The organism is Streptomyces sp. R35 (assembly GCF_041053035.1).
Taxonomy (GTDB): Bacteria; Actinomycetota; Actinomycetes; order Streptomycetales; family Streptomycetaceae; genus Streptomyces; species Streptomyces lutosisoli.
Map to the genome: position 1 here is coordinate 5,736,636 of NZ_CP163440.1, position 15,342 is coordinate 5,751,977.

The window sequence follows — 15,342 nt, forward strand, 5'->3', positions numbered from 1 at the left end:
GCCCGCGCCACAGTGTCCGCAACCCGCGCCGACTATGGTGTCGATGCGCACGATGCGAATCGAACGCGCAGGGGGGCACCGAGCAGGGGCACCAAGAACGTCGGCAAGGGGCGCGCAGTGTCGGACGAGGGGCGGCTGATCGCCGGCCGCTACCGGTTGATCGACCGGATCGGCCGCGGTGGCATGGGCACCGTGTGGCGTGCCGAGGACGAGGTCCTGAGCCGTCAGATCGCCCTGAAGCGGCTGCACGTCCAGCCGCACCTCACCGACGACGAGCTCGCCACCCTCTACGAACGCACCCGCCGCGAGGCGCGCAGCGCCGCCCGTATCGCCCACCCCAACGTGGTCGTCGTGCACGACGTCGTGGACGACGGGGGGCTGCCCTGCATCGTCATGGAGTACGTCCCCTCGACCACCCTCGGCGCGCTGCTCAAGGGCGGTGAGGTGCTGGCGCCCAGCGAGGCCGCCCGCGTCGGCCTCGGCATGATCGCCGCGCTGCGCGCCGCGCACGCCGCCGGGGTGCTGCACCGCGACGTCAAGCCCGGCAACGTACTGCTGGGCGCCGACGGCCGTGTCGTGCTCACCGACTTCGGCATCGCGATGACGAGCGGCACCTCCACGCTGACGAAGACCGGCGAGATCGTCGGGTCGATCGACTACATCTCGCCCGAGCGGATGAAGGGCCGCAACTCCGGCCCCGCCGCGGACCTCTGGGCGCTCGGCGCGACCCTGTACCAGTCGGTCGAGGGACGGCCCCCGTTCCGCAAGGACACGGCTGTGGAGACGGCGTACGCCATCGTCGTCGACCCGCTCGCCCCTATGAAGCAGGCCGGTCCCCTCGAACCCCTCATCGAGATGCTGCTGGCCAAGGACCCGGCGGAGCGGCCGTCGATGGAGGAGGCGGAGCGGGCGCTGCGGGTCGTGGCGTCGGAGGCTCCGACGCAGTTCCACGCCCAGACCCACGCCGAGCCCCACGCCCAGTCCTCGTCGCAGCCGGACCGACAGCCGGACCGACAGCCGAAGCGGCAGCCGAAGCCTCAGCCCGCGCCGACGCGGTCTCTGCCCGCCCAGCCGGCCGATCCCGCCCCCTCCGACAACGTTGGCGGCGGCGGCCGCCGCAAGCGGCGCGTCCTCGTCCCCGGCCTGATCACCGTGACGGTGGCGGGCGTGGCCGTGGCGGTCGGTCTGTACGTGACCTCGCACGGGGACAGCGACACGGGCACGCACGCCGCCTCGGCGTCGTCGACACCCACGTCCACGTCCGTGCCCGTCCCCGCGGGCTTCCACCTGGTCACGGACAAGACGCTCGGCGTCGCCTATCCCGTCCCGGACGGCTGGAAGCGCGGCAAGGCGACCTCCGAATCAGTCACCTACACCGACAAGACCGGCCTGGCGGAACTCACGATCGGCACGGTCGACCCCGCCGGCCCGAACCCCGAGTCGCACTTCAAGAACATGGAGGCGAACACCAAGATCAACTACCCCGGCGGGCGGTACCGGAAGATCCGTATGGAGCGGACCGCGTTCCAGGACCAGGCCGCGGCGGTGTGGGAGTTCACCATCCAGGGGCGGGCGCGCGTGTTCCGTGCCATCGACCTGGGCTTCGGGCAGGAGGGCGCGACGGAGTACGACATCTACCTGTCGGCACCGGACGTCCAATGGGACACGTACCGACCCGTCTTCAACAAGGTCAAGGCGGGCTTCACCACCGATTGACGTCCGCATGCGTACGTACGCACTTATGCACGTACGCACGTCTTCTCGCCGAGGCCGTCAGCGGGCCGACGCCGGCGCCACGTGCCGCACCCTGATGTGCTTCTTGCCGAAGGCCTTGGCGATGACGGGCCTGGCCTTCGCGGGGTCGTCGACGCCCACGAACACGAACCCCCGGACGTCCGGGCCGACTTCGCGCAGCTCGAACGTGCCGTCCCAGCGGTTCATGTCCGCGCTGATCCGGTCGGACAGGGCGGTGAGGTCCTTCTCGTTGATGTCGGTGTCGTGCAGCCGCATGGTCACGCCCTTCTCGGCGGCGCCGCAGATGTCCGCGTCGAACGCGTCGGAGGGGATGCGGTACACGTCCGTGGCCTGGTGGTCCTGGTCGACCGACAGGCCGGTGTAGACGGTCCGGTAGTGCTTGTCCGCCGTCTTCTCCACGTATGCCATCACCCGCCACAGCGGGGTGCCGTCCGTCTCCCCGTGCTTCGGCCCCGGCAGGCTGCCCACCGGCTGCTTCCCGACGCACACGGTCGGGGCCTTGGGCTTGGCCGGGTGTGCGGGCCTGCTGGAGCGCGTGTGGACGTCCGCGACGTCCTGGCTGTCGCTCTCGCTGCCGCACCCCTGTAGTAGGAAGAGCGCGACGGCGCCCGCGATGGTGGCGCCCGTGGATGCCTTGCTTCGTCCGCGCATGGTGTCCCTCCCCGTTGGGCCGATCGGTACATCGGTACTGGGACGCGGAAGGGGGCACAAGCGTTCATGCCGCCAGGTAGGCAACCCAGAAGAAGTCCTGCCCCTCTTACCCATCAGTCGAACGAACCCGGGTACGACGCACGACGCACCGAGAGGACTGTCCGTTGGCCCCTCCGCTGTCCCGCCGCAGGTTCATGGTCTACACGCTGGCGGCGTCCACCCTGACCGTCGCGGCGCCGCTCGGCTGCGACGGATCGTCGGCGGAGGGCGTCGAGCCCACCGCGGCGGGCGTCCCCACACCGTCCGACGTCCTGGTGACCGGCGCCGACGAGGAGATGCTGGTCCTGGAGGTCACCGCGGCCAACAAGGTGGTCGTACGGCTGCCCCGCGTCGAGGTCGGCCAGGGCATCACGACCGCCGTCGCCATGATGATCGCCGAGGAGCTGGACGCCCGGCTCGCCGACATCGACATCCCGCTCGCCGAGGCCCGGACCAAGGGCAACCAGTACACCGGCGGCTCGAACTCGGTCAGTTCGCTGTACGGGCCCGCCCGCGAGCTGGCCGCCACCGCGCGCGCCAAGCTGGTCACGGCGGCCGCCCGACGGTGGCATCTCCCGCCCCGCCTGCTGCGCACCCGGGACACGATGGTGGTGGCCCCCGACGGGCGTACGGCCACCTTCGGGTCGCTGACCGAGGCCGCCGCCCGGATCCGCCACCCGGCCATTCCCGCCAAGCCCAAGCCGGCCTCCAAGCACCGGGTGATCGGGCAGCCGACGACCCGCATCGACGCACGGGACATCGTCACGGGCCGGGCGAAGTACGCCGGGGACGTGTCGGCGGCCGGGGCGAAGCCGACCGTGGTGGCGCGGCCACCGACACTCGGCGGGAAGGCCGTCACCGTCGACGACCGGGCGGCCCGTGCCCTGCCGGGCGTCCACGCGGTCGTCAGGATCGCCGGCGGTGTCGCCGTGGTGGCGGAAACCTTCCACCACGCCTTCAAGGCCAGGGACGCCCTGCACATCACCTGGGCCCCCGGCCCGCTCGCCGCACTGTCGGACACCGCCATCCGGTCCCGGCTGCGGGCCGCCGTCCCGCCCCTCGGGACCCCGCTGCTCGGTACGACACAGGTGACGGGCGAGTTCGAGTTCGCCTTCGTCAGCCACGCCCCGATGGAGGTGCTGACCGCGGTGGCCGACGTACGCGCCGACCGCGCCGAGATCTGGTTCTCCTCCCAGACGCCGATGGACGCGCGCGACAGCATCGCCTCGGAGGTCGGGCTCGACGCGTCGAAGGTCCGGGTCCATGTCATGCGCGGCGGCGGCTCGTTCGGACGGCGGCTCAACTACGAAGCGGCGATCGAGGCGGCCCAGATCTCCAAGGCCGCCCACCGGCCGGTCAAGCTGATGTGGAGCCGCAACGACGACATCCGGCACGGCAGGATGCGCCCGGCCAGCCACCACCGGATCCGGGCCAGCCACGCCGGCGGCAGGGTGGTGGCCTTCACCCACATGACGGCTTCGGTGAACGAGGCCTACGACGACTCCGGTGCCACCGGCGCCACCGCTCAGGGCGGCGTGACGGGCGGACCGCTCCCCAGCGACAGCGGCCTGTACAACTTCGGGCGCGTCTCCGGGGACTCGGGCGGCGTGGAGCTGGCGATGCCGTTGGGCGCCTGGCGTTCGGTGGACTCCGGGACGACGCGGACCGCGCAGGAGATCGTCGTCGACGAGATCGCGCGGAGCCTGGGCAAGGACCCGGTCGCGTTCCGCCGTACGACCCTGATGAGCAAGACCGTCAAGGCCGTACTCGACAAGGTCGCGACCGCCGGGAACTGGGGCCGGACCATGCCGGCCGGCCACGCCCAGGGCGTGGCCGTCCACGAGGAGTACGGCTCCTGTGTGGCCGCTCTGGCCGAGATCGACGCCTCCGACCCGAAGAACCCCCGGGTGACCAAGGTGGTGATGGCGGCCGACGTCGGAACGGCCGTCAACCCGCGAGGCCTGGAGGCCCAGCTGATGGGCACCGCCGTCGACGGCATCTCCACCGTGCTCCAGGCCGGCCTCCACATCGACCGGGGCGCCGTCCGCGAGGGCAGCTTCGCCGACTTCCACTGGGCCCGCCAGCGGCACGCCCCGCTGCACTTCGAGGCGCACATCCTGCCGTCGCGGCGGGACCCCGGCGGGGCGGGCGAACTCGGCGTCCCGGCCGCGGCGGGCGCCGTCGCCAACGCCTACGCCCGCGCGACGGGCACCCGCCCCCGCCGCTTCCCCCTCAACTTCTGATCCTCTTCTGAGACGGACCTGGACTGCCGATGCCCTCCTACTCCTTCGTCGTCAACGGGAAGCCGGTCACCGTCGAAGCACCGGCCGACATGCCGCTGCTGTGGGTCCTGCGCGACCTGCTCGACGTCACGGGACCCAAGTACGGCTGCGGTGTCGGCGTCTGCCGTGCCTGCACCAGCCATCTCGACGGCGCGGAGATCCAGCCCTGCGTCGTGCCGGTCGCGGACTGCGCGGGCCGCAAGGTCACCACCATCGAGGGCCTGGCCGACGGCGACACACTCCACCCGGTCCAGCAGGCCTGGCTGGACTGCGACGTCTCCCAGTGCGGCTTCTGCCAGCCCGGGCAGATCATGGCCGCGGCGGCCCTCCTCAAGAAGACGTCCAGCCCGACGGACGCCGACATCGACCGCATCGAGAACGTCTGCCGCTGCGGCACCTACACCCGGATCCGCGAGGCGATCAAGAAGGCCGCCGCCCAGGACTGACGGGCGGCTGTCCGGCACCGCTCGGCGAGGCGTGCGGGTCCTCGGCCTTGTCGAGGAGGACCAGCGCGGCGTACTCGGGGGTGCCGGGTTCGGCGTAGTACGCGACCAGGCGGTGGCCGGACGTGCCGTCCAGCTGCATGCTCTGGTAGCCGAGGGTGAGGTCGCCCACCGCGGGGTGGTGGAAGGTCTTGTGGCCGTGGGAGTGACCCTGGACGTCGTAGCGCTCCCACAGGCGGGCGAAGTCCGGGCTCTTGAGCAGGAGTTCGTCGACGAGGTGGGTGAGGTCGGGGTCGTCCGGATCGGTGCCGGCCAGGGTGCGCAGCCGGGCGACGCAGCCGCGGATCTGGTTCTCCCAGTCGTCGAACAGCTCGCGGGCCGCGGGGTGCAGGAAGACGTACCGCACGATGTTGCGCTGCCGCACCGGCCAGTCCGCCAGGCCGGCCATCAGATGCAGCCCGCCGGGGTTGGTGGCGACCAGCTCCAGGGTGCGGCTGACCACGTGTGCGGGGTAGGGCCGCATGCCCTCCAGCAGCAGCTCGACGCCGGAATGCACGGAGCGGCTGGGGGCGGACGGCGCCCCGGGCGTACCGCGCGCGGCGCAGGCGGCGAGGTCCCGCAGATGATCGCGCTCGCCGTCCTCCAGCAGCAGGGCGGCGGCGAGGGCGTCGACGACGGACGGGCTGGGGTGGGTCTCCTTGCCGCGTTCCAGGCGTGTGCAGTAGTCGATGCTGACCCCGGCGAGCGTGGCCGGCTCCTCGCGGCGCAGCCCCGGCGTGCGGCGCAGCCCGACGCCCTCCGGAAGACCGACGTCGGCGGGCGCCACCCGGGACCGGCGTGCGCGCAGAAACCGCCCCAGCTCGGTGCCACCGCCACCGCCGCGCTGCTCACGTGCCGTGCGACCAGTGTGGCAGCCCTGTGACCTGCGGGACAGCAACATGGGGGGGCCCTGTCACACCCCCGGACACGACTCCTTGGGTACTGGGCGGAGCGTGCGGGGAACCCCGGCGCTCGGTGAGCGCCAAGTCGCCGGTACGAGCGGCGAGTTCGCAGAACTCCGCTTGCCCGCCGTGCGGAGTACGGTGAGGAGGAACCGGGGCCGTGGTCCCAGACAGGAGCGCCTTCATGGCCGCCGTCCGTCAGATCCCGCCCTTTCCGCCCGTGGCCCGTGTGCGGCTGGCGCCGCACAGCGTCTTGCCGCGGCGCATCGCCGGGGCATGGTGGCCCCGAACACGCGATCTGCTCGCCGAACTCCCTTCGCTCATAGGCGCGTTGCCCAGCGGCTGGGGGCAGATCACCGGTGTCACCGTGCACACGGCGATGTGGTCGGCGTCGCCGGGGCGGATGCTGGTCGCCAACCACGTCGTACGACTGCGCAGGGAATCAGGGTCCCGCGACCGCCACACCATCTGTCTGGTCAGCCCGGGCCACGGCCGATGGGACCTGCTGGTCGTGCCCCCGGAGGTGGCCGCGGCCGACGCCGTGCCCTTGATGGCGGCCGCGGCGGCCGGCAGCCGCTGGCCACACCCGTAGGTGCCGACCGCCCGCACGGCCCGTGCCGCGGCCACTGTCAGGCCGGGCGGGTCATCCTGCCGGCAGCACCACGGTGGTCGGCGATCCCGCTGTGGTGGCCGGGCTTCCCGCGGCGGGGAGGTCCGGGAGCGCCGGCAGGCCGGTGCCGAGCAGCCCCGTGACCACGCCGAGCACCGGCGACAGCAGGCCCGTCACCGTGCCCACGGCGCCCGACAGGACACCTGTCAGGGCCTGGACCAGTCCGCCGACCGTCGACTGGAGCTGGGCCACCAGATCCGCGATCGGGTCGGCGGCCGGCACCGCGGCCCGGTCCGTGGTGGAGCCGGCCCGGTCCTTCAGCCGCTGCTGGAGGGAGGCGTTCGCCGTCTCCAGGGACCGCGCGTATCCGGCGGCGGCCGGGTCGAGCGTGCCCGCCTCCTCGTGCTTGGCGATGGCGGACAGCACGTCCAGGAGAGGAGCGAGGTCGTCGTCCTGGTTCGCTTCGTCGAGGACGTCGAGCTGGTCCAGGACGGCGTCCGGGCCGACGGAGGACCATGCCGCGGTGGTGCCGGCCGAAGCCGTCCCGGGTACGTCGGTGACGGCGGCGGCCGTGCCGACCGGGCCGAAGACCAGCGCGGCGCAGACAGCGGCCGGTACGAGGAGTCCGCGGGATCTGCGGGAGTCGGGGGATATGTGGGATGTGGCGGGTGTGGGGGATGTGGGGGGACGCATGGTCAGTCCTTTCGAGAAATGCTCTTGAGGCCCACCGTGCGAACCACCGCACCCCGCCGCAACCGATCACCGGCCCGGTCGCCGCCCCACGGCCTCCCCCCACACCTCGCCGTACCTCGCTGACCAGCACCTTTGGTCCGACAGCCGAATGCCGCCCCGGCAGGGGCGGCATTCGGCTGTCAGGGATCAGGGACTTGCGGGCGCCTTTCGGCCGGGGAGGGGTCAGCTGGAGAAGTACAGGTACTTCCAGGGCCCGTACGTCGTCGTGTTCACGGTGTCGCCGGACGCGCTGTTGACGTACGTCGACCGGATGCGCGCCTTGATGCCGGACTGCCCGGGCGCGTCCAGGGACACGGCCGACTTCCCGTCGGTGCCGAGCGCGAAGTACTGCGGGTCGTCGGAGTGCCAGCTGCCGCCCGAGTAGACCTGGAGGTCGAAGCGCTGCTTGCGGCCCTTGTAGTAGGTCATCGTGGTGGTGAGCAGCGGGGCGGTGCTCTTGTGGAACCAGTAGTAGTTCGTCGAGCCGATCAGCGCCGTCTTGTAGTGCTTGGAGACGGCGGTCGAGATCTTGACCCTGGCGTACCCCGTGGACTTCACCGTCTTGGGCGCGTAGCGGGCGTCTCCCTTGAAGACGGCGGTGACGTCGGTGTCCCGCGTCATGTCCACCGTCACGGAGATGTTGCCGCTGGAGTCGACCGTGCCCGACTTCAGGAGTGTGTTGGGCTTGTCGGCGCCGTAGGGGTTCGCCCACAGCTCGACCGTGCGGTTCTTGTACGTCGAGCCGAGGTGCGCGGTGAAGGAGACGTCGGCGCTGTAGTTGTAGACCTTGCCGTTGTTGTTCAGGGTCAGCGTCGGCGTCGTACGGGAGACCGCGACCTTGTCGGAGGCGCTGACCGCGGTGTGCTCGGCGTCGCCCGCGTAGGAGACCTTGTACGTGACCGTGCCGCCGGCCGGCGGGGTGTCGGTGAAGCTGTACGAGCCGTCCGCCTTGACCGTGACGGGGGCCAGCGCCTTGCCGTTCGGGCTCTCCAGGTCGGTGCGGGTGACGTTCAGCGAGGTGCCGCTGGGCAGCGCGACCGTCGCCGACAGGTTCCCGGTGACGGTGAGCTGCTGGGCGCGGGTGGCGGTGGACGGGGCGTTCACCGTCAGGGTCGGGTTGTTCAGCGTCGGGTCGCTGAGCGCCTTGAGGGTGTAGCCGCCGGTCGTCGCCACGAGCGCGAAGAGCCGGGAGTTGTCCGGGGCCCACCGCAGGGTGGTCGGGGCGGTGGTCGCGCCGGTGTCGTAGGTGCGGACCGGCAGCGTCGTGTTCGGCTGGTAGACCGCCACCGTGTTGCCGTTGGACTGGGCGACCAGCCCGTTCGCGGCGATGTCGGCACGCTGCCCGTCGGGGTAGGCGCCGTGGGCGGTGAACTTCCCGTCCGCGTAGGCGGCCCGCTCCTTGCCGTTGACCAGCACCTGCGAGGCGCCCGGCACGAGGTCGATGTCGCTGATGCCGCTGTTCAGCGAGTAGTCGCCGTTGTACCAGGCGTCCAGCTGCGGTGTGCCGCCGGAGACGTCGAGGACGGCCATCGAGTCCGTGGACAGACCGGTCTCGCCGACGGCCAGCAGGCCGGGCGAGGACGGGTCGGTGTCCAGGAGCGCCTGGCCCCAGACCCGGTTGGAGAACTGGCCGAGTTGCACCGCGCTGTCCGAGCCCGCCGGTTGCACCGCCGGATCGACCGACCCCAGGTTGCCGTCCCACTGGTCGCCGTAGCTGAACCACACCTTGCCGCCGGCGAAGGCGACATGGCGCGGGCCGTAGGTGGTGGCGACGGTGTAGCGGGCCAGGACGTCGAGGGTGGTGGCGTCGAGGGCCACGATCTCGTGGCTGCCCGACGCGGCCGCGTACAGGGTGGTGCCGTCGTCGGACAGCGCCAGATCGGTCACCGCGGTGATGCCGCTCACCGAGTCGACCAGGGTGCCGTCGTAGTCGGTGGCCAGGATCTTCCCGGCCTCGGCGTCGCCCACGAACACCCGCTTGAGGGCGCCGTCCGCGACGATGCCGCCGGGTGCGAGGACGGTGGCGGAGTCGGCGGAGGCGGATCCGGCCGCGACGACGCTCAGTACCGCCGAGCTGAAGAGGACCGCGAGCGCCGTCGCGGTCGAGATGCTGCGCGTACGCAAGGTGTTGCTACCCCCACAAGGAGACCGGTGAATACCGGGAGTTGAGAGCGCCGCGCAACGCCCGGACGTGACCGCGGAAAGGGAGATGCGGTGACGCGCGGGGCGCGGCTGCCGTGGGAAGCCTATGGCATGCCTGTGACAGGTGTGAAAGGTGTTTCCCATGGGTCTCCCATGGGCTTCCCAAGGGGGGCGAGCGGGGTCACCAGCCGGTGAACAGCAGGTGATTGAGGGTCAACGCGAGGATGGCCTGCGCGGCGAGCCACACGCGCGGCCGGGGCAGGAACGCGCACGCCGAAAGCAGCCACATCGCGAACGGCAGCCAGATCCGCTCCGTCTCCGCCTTGCTCATGCCGGAGAGATCGGCGGCGAGGAGGGCGAGCAGGGCGGCGAACACCAGCAGCGACAGGCGGGGTTCGGCCGCGAGGGTACCGGGGGTACGGAGGCCACCGCGGACGCCTGTGCGGACGGGGGCCGCTCCCGCCCGGCGCAGGCCCGCCACCGTCGCCGGGCCCACGATCAAGGCCGTACAGGCGAGGTTGGCCCACACCCAGTAGCCGTACGGCCGGACACCGCCCGCCCCTTCGTAGTAGCGGGTGACCAGCAGCCGGTACGCCTCCCACCAGTCGAAGCCGAGCAGCGTGAACACCAGCGGTACGACGGCGAGTCCGGCGAGGACGTACGGAAGCGGGCGCAGCCGCCGCGAGCCGAGCAGCACAGCGGCCGCGGCGACCACCGCGAACAGTGTCAGCCCGTACGAGAGATACGCGGTGAGGCCGAAGAGCAGCCCCGAGGCGAGGCCGGCCGCCCGGGGCCGGTGTCCCGTGACCGCGAGGGCGAGGAACGCGACGGCCCAGGCGGCGACCGCGGCGAAGTAGCCGTCCGCGGAGGTGCCCATCCATACGGCGGCCGGGGCGAGGACGAGGAAGGGGGCGGCGCGGCGGGCGAGAGCCTCACCGGACAGCGTCCGTACGGTGACGAGGACGGCGACCGCCGCCGTCGCCCCGACGGTGATGCACCAGACGCCCGCCCATGCTCCGCCGCCCAGCCCGATCCGGTCGAGGAGGACGAAGGTGAGGGTGGCGGCGGGCGGATGTCCGGCGACGTGCGCGGGCCAGTGGTCGGGGGAGTGGATCAGGATGTGGTGGGTGAAGTCCCGCAGGGCGGCGGGGATGTCGTGGAAGCGGTTCACGGGCTCGATGACCTGGAGATACTCGTACTCGGTCGTCAGCCGCCGGGCGATCCCGCGCTGCCAGCCGTCCACCAGCGCGAGCGAGAACGTCCACGCCATGGCGGTTGCCCAGACGGCGGACAGCAGCGCGCGCCACGGCAGCCGGGCGGCGAGGAGCGGCCCGTACGCGACGACGGCGACGGCCACCACGAGCGCGGCCGGGGTGCCGGGACCGGTATGCGGATCCCAGTGGGCGTACAGCGGCGGCCAGCCGACGTGCAGCGTGCCGTCGCGGTGCTCGATCGCGGTGCCGGCCAGGACGGCGGCCGTGACGAGCAGGGCGGCGGCCAGCACGGCGGCCAGATCGCGGAGAAGATCGCGGTTCACACCGGCACGCTAGGCCGCGGAACGCCCGTCGCAGCCGCCGGCGGTGTGGACGTCAGGGTTTCGTCATGGTTCACGGACCCGTTCGGGGGGTGTCCCCGTCCTACGGTCGGGTCATGCCACGGTCTCCTTCCTCCCCCGCGTTCTGGCGCAGCCCGTTGCGCGGCCCCTGGTTCACCTCCGTGCTCGGCATCGTGCTGCTCGGCGGGATCACGGTGCTGTTCCTGACGGGCCTCGTGTCGTACGCCGCCTACAACCCGAACCTGTCGCCGGTGAACGACATGACCCCGGACAAGGGCCTGCTCGGCTTCTACCTCTTCTCCTGGCCGACCGACCCGCCCTGGCTGTACCGCCTCACGCAGGGCATCCACGTCACGCTCGGCATCACCCTGATCCCCGTACTGCTGGCCAAGCTGTGGTCGGTCGTGCCGAAGCTGTTCACGCTGCCGCCCGCCCGGTCGCTCGCCCACGCGCTGGAGCGGATCTCGCTGCTCCTGCTGGTCGGCGGCGCGCTGTTCGAGTTCGTCACGGGCGTACTGAACGTCCAGCTCGACTACATCTTCCCCGGCTCCTTCTATCCGCTGCACTTCTACGGCGCCTGGGTGTTCATCGCCGCGTTCGTGGCGCACGCGGTGCTGCGCGTGCCGATGGCCGTACGCAATCTGCGCCATCTGAGGGACGAGGATCTGACCGACGGGGAACGGGAGTTGATTTCACCGGACCCCGCCCCGCCCACCGTCTCGCGGCGCGGTGCCCTCGGCTTCGTCGGCGGCGGCTCGCTGCTCCTGTTCGCCACGACGGCGGGCCACAGCTTCGACGCGCCGATCCGGGAGACGGCCGTGCTCGCGCCGCACGGCGGCCCCGAACCGGGCAGCGGACCGGGCGGCTTCCAGATCAACAAGACGGCCGCCTCGCGCGGGATCACCGCGACGGAGACGAGCGCGGAGGCATGGCGGCTGGTGGTGGAGGGAAGCGGCCGGACGGTCCGGCTGAGCCGCGCGGATCTGCTGCAACTCCCGTTGTACAGCGCCGCGTTGCCCATCGCCTGCGTGGAGGGCTGGTCGACCTCCGACCAGTGGTGGCGGGGGGTGCGGCTGCGGGACCTGGCGGCGCTCGTCGGATACGAGGAGGGCGCGGCGCCCGACGTGCTGGTGGAGTCGCTCCAGCGGCACGGAGCGTTCCGCCGGGCCGCCCTGCGCTACAACCAGGTGCGCGACCCGCGTTCCCTGCTCGCCCTGTTCGTCAACGGCGAGGACCTGACCCCCGACCACGGCTACCCGGCGCGGATCATCGTTCCCGCGGCACCCGGCGTGCTCAACACCAAGTGGGTGGCCCGGATGACGTTCGGAGACCTGTGATGCGACGGATGCGACGACCATTCGGGAAGCCCGCCCTGGGCAGTCCGTTCCAAATCCTTCTTCTCGCCTGCTCGTTCGCACTCGCCGGGTACGCGGGGGTGCGGCTGCTCGCGGACGACTGGTTCGGGGTGGCGCTGTGGTTCGTGGGCCTGGCGGTGCTGCACGACCTGGTGCTGGTGCCGTTGTACGCGGGAGCGGACCGGGCCGTCACGCGGGGGCTGGGCGCGGCCGGCCGCCGGGAGTGGACGGTCTACGTCCGGGTCCCGGCGGCGCTCTCCGCTCTCCTGCTGCTGATCTGGTTTCCGCTGATCAGCGGACAGATGGCGGACCACTACCGGTCCGCCACCGGCCTCTCCGGGGACGGGTTCCTGGCCCGCTGGCTGCTGATCACGGCGGTGCTGTTCGGTGGTTCGGCGGTGCTGCTCCTGCTGCGGTCGCGTCGGTCGCTCCGGTTGCGCAGGGCGACGAAGGAGCGCCCGCCGGCCGTCCACTGACCGTCCGGGCGCCAGCCCGCGCGCTCCGCGTACCGCAGCAGGGCCGGGCTGCCGAGGCGGGCCCACGGGAAGGCCGGCCCGACGGCGCTGCGGGGATCGGCGGCCCGGACAATACGCACGCTGACGCGTTCGTCGATGTCGGCGTCCATGTCCGGGAGAGTCTCGGCGATCAACAGCCCACCAGTCGCGAGGAGTTGAGACATCCGCCGCAGAAGGGCGGCCGGGTCGCCGCCGATACCGACGTTGCCGTCGAGAAGGAGGGCGGTGCCCCAGCGGCCTTCCCCGGGAAGCGGCTCGAAGACGGAGCGCCGCAGCGCCTGCCCGCCGAACCGCACGGTGTGCGCGACGGCGGCTTCACTGACATCGATCCCGAGCGCGGTCCGCCCCCGGGCCGCCAGCTCGGCGACAAGCCGCCCCGGCCCACACCCCACATCGAGCACGGCCCCCTCACAGTGCCCCAGCACCGCCAGATCCACCGCATCGGCCCGCGCGCACCACCGCTCCACCTCCAGAGGCAGCAGCCAGCCGTCGGTCCGCCGGAGGAAGAGCGGGCCCCGGCCGGTGACCAGGGCGTCGGAGTAGGGATCCGCGGACCAAGGGGCGCCCACCAGCCCGTCGGGAGCGCCCACCAGCCTGTCCGGAGCGCCCACCAGTCTGTCTGGAGCGCCTACGAGCCTGTCCGGAGTTCCCACCAGCCCGTCCGGCGTTTGAGGACGAGGCCGTTCAGGCCGATCGGGGGTCCAGGGGGCGGAGCCCCTTGGCGGGGTCGAAGGGGCGGAGCCCCTGGGGATGGGACGGGTAGGGGCGGCGGGGGCGCTGCGTCCATCAGCGGCTCCGCCGCGGGCCCGCTCGGCAGCGCTACGGGGAGCGCCAGGTGCCGTACTCACGGATGGGTCACCGCCCGCACACGGGCGAGCTCGGCGGCGAACCGGCTGCCGGCCGGCGCGATCGCGGCGACCGCCTCCGCGTCGGCGGCAGTGTCGACGTCCCGGAGGCAGGGAAGATCGCGCACGCGCAACCCGGCGGCGACGAGCCGCTCCCGCTGAACGGCCCCCGTCGCCGGCGTCGACATCGGCACACCCCGCAACAGCGCGGGATCGGGATCGGCGAGCCCCAGCGCCCAGAAGCCGCCGTCCTCGGCCGGGCCGAAGTACGCCTCGCAGTCGGCGAAGTCCACGGTGAGGAGCCGAGGCGTCACCTGAGGTGTGTCCATGCCGATCAGCAGCGCGGGCCCGTCGCAGCCCGCGAAGGCATCGGCCAGCCGCTCGTCGAGCCCTCCCGCACACTGCGGTACGACGTCGAAGCCGGGCGGCAGCCAGGGGCCCACCGCTCCGTCGAGCACCAGCACGCGGCGCCGCGCGGGCGTCGCCGCCACCGTACGCAGGGTGTCCACGAGCGCCGCCTCGGCGAGCAGTGCCGCTTCCCGGGGCGTGAACGGCGGGGTGAGCCGGGTCTTCACCCGCCCCGGCAGCGGTTCCTTGGCGATGACGAGGAGAGTCGTCACTGGGCGGTTCCTCCCTGGGAAGGGGTGTGGGACGGCGGATGGGGAGGGGCGAGTGTGCCGGGGCCGGGGGCGGGCGGTTCGGCGAGCACGCGGCGCATGTCCCGGACCGCCTGCCAGGTGCCCCGCCAGGTGCCGGTGACCTTGGAGGCGCCGGTGCGCGGCAGATACGGCACGTCGTGCTCGGTGACGCGCCAGCCGGCGTCGGCGGCGCGGACGACCATCTGGAGCGGGTAGCCGCTGCGGCGGTCGGTGAGCCCGAGGCCGAGCAGCGGCTCGCGGCGGGCGGCCCGCAGCGGGCCGAGGTCGTGCAGGCGCAGGCCGGTGCGGCGCCGCAGCATCCGGGCCAGCGCGAGGTTGCCGGCCCGGGCGTGCGCGGGCCAGGCGCCCCGGCCCTGCGGACGGCGCCGCCCGAGGACGAGGTCGGCCCGGCCGCCCCGCACTTCGCGGACGAAGGGCACGAGCCGGGACGGGTCCAGTGAGGCGTCGCAGTCGCAGAAGCACACGATGTCCGCGGTGGCGGCCAGCAGCCCGGCGTGGCAGGCGGCGCCGAACCCGCGCCGCGGCTCACTGACGACGGTCGCGCCGAGCCCGCGGGCCACGTCCGCCGAGCCGTCCGTGGAGCCGTTGTCCACGACCAGCGCGCGCCAGCCGGGCGGGATACGGGCGAGCACCCAGGGCAGGGCCTCGGCCTCGTTCAGACAGGGGAGGACCACGTCGACTTCCGGGACTTCCGGGGGTGGTGCGGGGAAGGTCGTCACGGCTTTCACCCTACGAACACGAAAGGGAGATATCGGACTTCAGGTCCTTACGAAACACGGACGTCGCGCCGGGAGCACGGCACGGAGCCGAGGCCGGTG

The 15,342-nt window shown here is 72.4% G+C and carries 13 protein-coding genes; 5 read left to right on the forward strand and 8 right to left on the reverse strand.

Going from position 1 to position 15,342, the window contains the following annotated elements:
* Window positions 1-117: 117 nt before the first annotated feature.
* Entirely contained in the window at window positions 118-1,716 is a 1,599-nt protein-coding gene (locus tag AB5J50_RS26260) for a protein kinase (RefSeq protein ID WP_369260735.1), read from the forward strand.
* Window positions 1,717-1,773: 57 nt separating this feature from the next.
* Here AB5J50_RS26260 and AB5J50_RS26265 read toward each other — a convergent pair whose 3' ends face one another.
* Entirely contained in the window at window positions 1,774-2,406 is a 633-nt protein-coding gene (locus tag AB5J50_RS26265; RefSeq protein WP_369260736.1) for a hypothetical protein, read from the reverse strand.
* A 194-nt stretch (window positions 2,407-2,600) separates the two neighbouring features.
* On the opposite strand from AB5J50_RS26265, the gene AB5J50_RS26270 reads away from it, so the two are divergent.
* Both AB5J50_RS26270 and AB5J50_RS26275 read left to right on the forward strand, forming a co-directional pair.
* Window positions 2,601-4,688, forward strand: a complete 2,088-nt coding sequence (locus AB5J50_RS26270) for a molybdopterin cofactor-binding domain-containing protein (RefSeq protein ID WP_369265517.1) — start codon at window positions 2,601-2,603, stop codon at window positions 4,686-4,688.
* A gap of 29 nt (window positions 4,689-4,717) precedes the next feature.
* On the forward strand, window positions 4,718-5,173 hold the full coding sequence (locus AB5J50_RS26275; protein WP_369260737.1) for a (2Fe-2S)-binding protein: 456 nt from the start codon (window positions 4,718-4,720) through the stop codon (window positions 5,171-5,173).
* Here AB5J50_RS26275 and AB5J50_RS26280 read toward each other — a convergent pair.
* Complete coding sequence (locus tag AB5J50_RS26280; protein WP_369260738.1) at window positions 5,148-6,110, reverse strand: helix-turn-helix transcriptional regulator; 963 nt, start codon at window positions 6,108-6,110, stop codon at window positions 5,148-5,150. The two genes, AB5J50_RS26275 and AB5J50_RS26280, sit on opposite strands and share 26 nt — an antisense overlap.
* A gap of 185 nt (window positions 6,111-6,295) precedes the next feature.
* On the opposite strand from AB5J50_RS26280, the gene AB5J50_RS26285 reads away from it, so the two are divergent.
* On the forward strand, window positions 6,296-6,703 hold the full coding sequence (locus tag AB5J50_RS26285) for a DUF5994 family protein (protein ID WP_369260739.1): 408 nt from the start codon (window positions 6,296-6,298) through the stop codon (window positions 6,701-6,703).
* A 51-nt stretch (window positions 6,704-6,754) separates the two neighbouring features.
* On the opposite strand, the gene AB5J50_RS26290 is transcribed toward AB5J50_RS26285, so the two are convergent.
* The 3 genes from AB5J50_RS26290 to AB5J50_RS26300 all read right to left on the reverse strand — a co-directional run bounded on the left by AB5J50_RS26290 (window position 6,755) and on the right by AB5J50_RS26300 (window position 11,132).
* Window positions 6,755-7,414, reverse strand: a complete 660-nt coding sequence (locus tag AB5J50_RS26290; protein ID WP_369260740.1) for a hypothetical protein — start codon at window positions 7,412-7,414, stop codon at window positions 6,755-6,757.
* 222 nt (window positions 7,415-7,636) lie between these two features.
* Entirely contained in the window at window positions 7,637-9,577 is a 1,941-nt protein-coding gene (locus AB5J50_RS26295; protein ID WP_369260741.1) for a YncE family protein, read from the reverse strand.
* 199 nt (window positions 9,578-9,776) lie between these two features.
* The gene (locus AB5J50_RS26300) at window positions 9,777-11,132 is read right to left on the reverse strand and encodes a hypothetical protein (protein WP_369260742.1); all 1,356 of its coding nucleotides are present in this window, start codon (window positions 11,130-11,132) and stop codon (window positions 9,777-9,779) included.
* Between the two features lie 113 nt (window positions 11,133-11,245).
* Between AB5J50_RS26300 and AB5J50_RS26305 the strand changes: the two genes are divergently transcribed.
* Window positions 11,246-12,487, forward strand: coding sequence for a molybdopterin-dependent oxidoreductase (locus AB5J50_RS26305; RefSeq protein WP_327430237.1), 1,242 nt, complete (start codon window positions 11,246-11,248; stop codon window positions 12,485-12,487).
* A 331-nt stretch (window positions 12,488-12,818) separates the two neighbouring features.
* On the opposite strand, the gene AB5J50_RS26310 is transcribed toward AB5J50_RS26305, so the two are convergent.
* The 3 genes from AB5J50_RS26310 to AB5J50_RS26320 all read right to left on the reverse strand — a co-directional run bounded on the left by AB5J50_RS26310 (window position 12,819) and on the right by AB5J50_RS26320 (window position 15,252).
* Window positions 12,819-13,631 (reverse strand): class I SAM-dependent methyltransferase, encoded by an 813-nt coding sequence (locus AB5J50_RS26310; protein ID WP_369260743.1) that lies wholly within the window; start codon window positions 13,629-13,631, stop codon window positions 12,819-12,821.
* 233 nt (window positions 13,632-13,864) lie between these two features.
* Window positions 13,865-14,485 (reverse strand): DUF2064 domain-containing protein, encoded by a 621-nt coding sequence (locus AB5J50_RS26315; RefSeq protein WP_369260744.1) that lies wholly within the window; start codon window positions 14,483-14,485, stop codon window positions 13,865-13,867.
* Window positions 14,482-15,252, reverse strand: coding sequence for a glycosyltransferase family 2 protein (locus tag AB5J50_RS26320; protein WP_369260745.1), 771 nt, complete (start codon window positions 15,250-15,252; stop codon window positions 14,482-14,484). The genes AB5J50_RS26315 and AB5J50_RS26320 overlap by 4 nt, the downstream gene beginning before the upstream one ends.
* Window positions 15,253-15,342 lie beyond the last annotated feature (90 nt).

What these genes read in the sequence shown, in the direction of transcription:
- AB5J50_RS26265 (WP_369260736.1), bottom strand. Translation starts at nt 2,406, where the DNA reads ATGCGCGGACGAAGCAAGGCATCCACGGGCGCCACCATCGCGGGCGCC.
- AB5J50_RS26270 (WP_369265517.1), top strand. Translation starts at nt 2,601, where the DNA reads ATGGTCTACACGCTGGCGGCGTCCACCCTGACCGTCGCGGCGCCGCTC.
- AB5J50_RS26275 (WP_369260737.1), top strand. Translation starts at nt 4,718, where the DNA reads ATGCCCTCCTACTCCTTCGTCGTCAACGGGAAGCCGGTCACCGTCGAA.
- AB5J50_RS26280 (WP_369260738.1), bottom strand. Translation starts at nt 6,110, where the DNA reads ATGTTGCTGTCCCGCAGGTCACAGGGCTGCCACACTGGTCGCACGGCA.
- AB5J50_RS26285 (WP_369260739.1), top strand. Translation starts at nt 6,296, where the DNA reads ATGGCCGCCGTCCGTCAGATCCCGCCCTTTCCGCCCGTGGCCCGTGTG.
- AB5J50_RS26290 (WP_369260740.1), bottom strand. Translation starts at nt 7,414, where the DNA reads ATGCGTCCCCCCACATCCCCCACACCCGCCACATCCCACATATCCCCC.
- AB5J50_RS26305 (WP_327430237.1), top strand. Translation starts at nt 11,246, where the DNA reads ATGCCACGGTCTCCTTCCTCCCCCGCGTTCTGGCGCAGCCCGTTGCGC.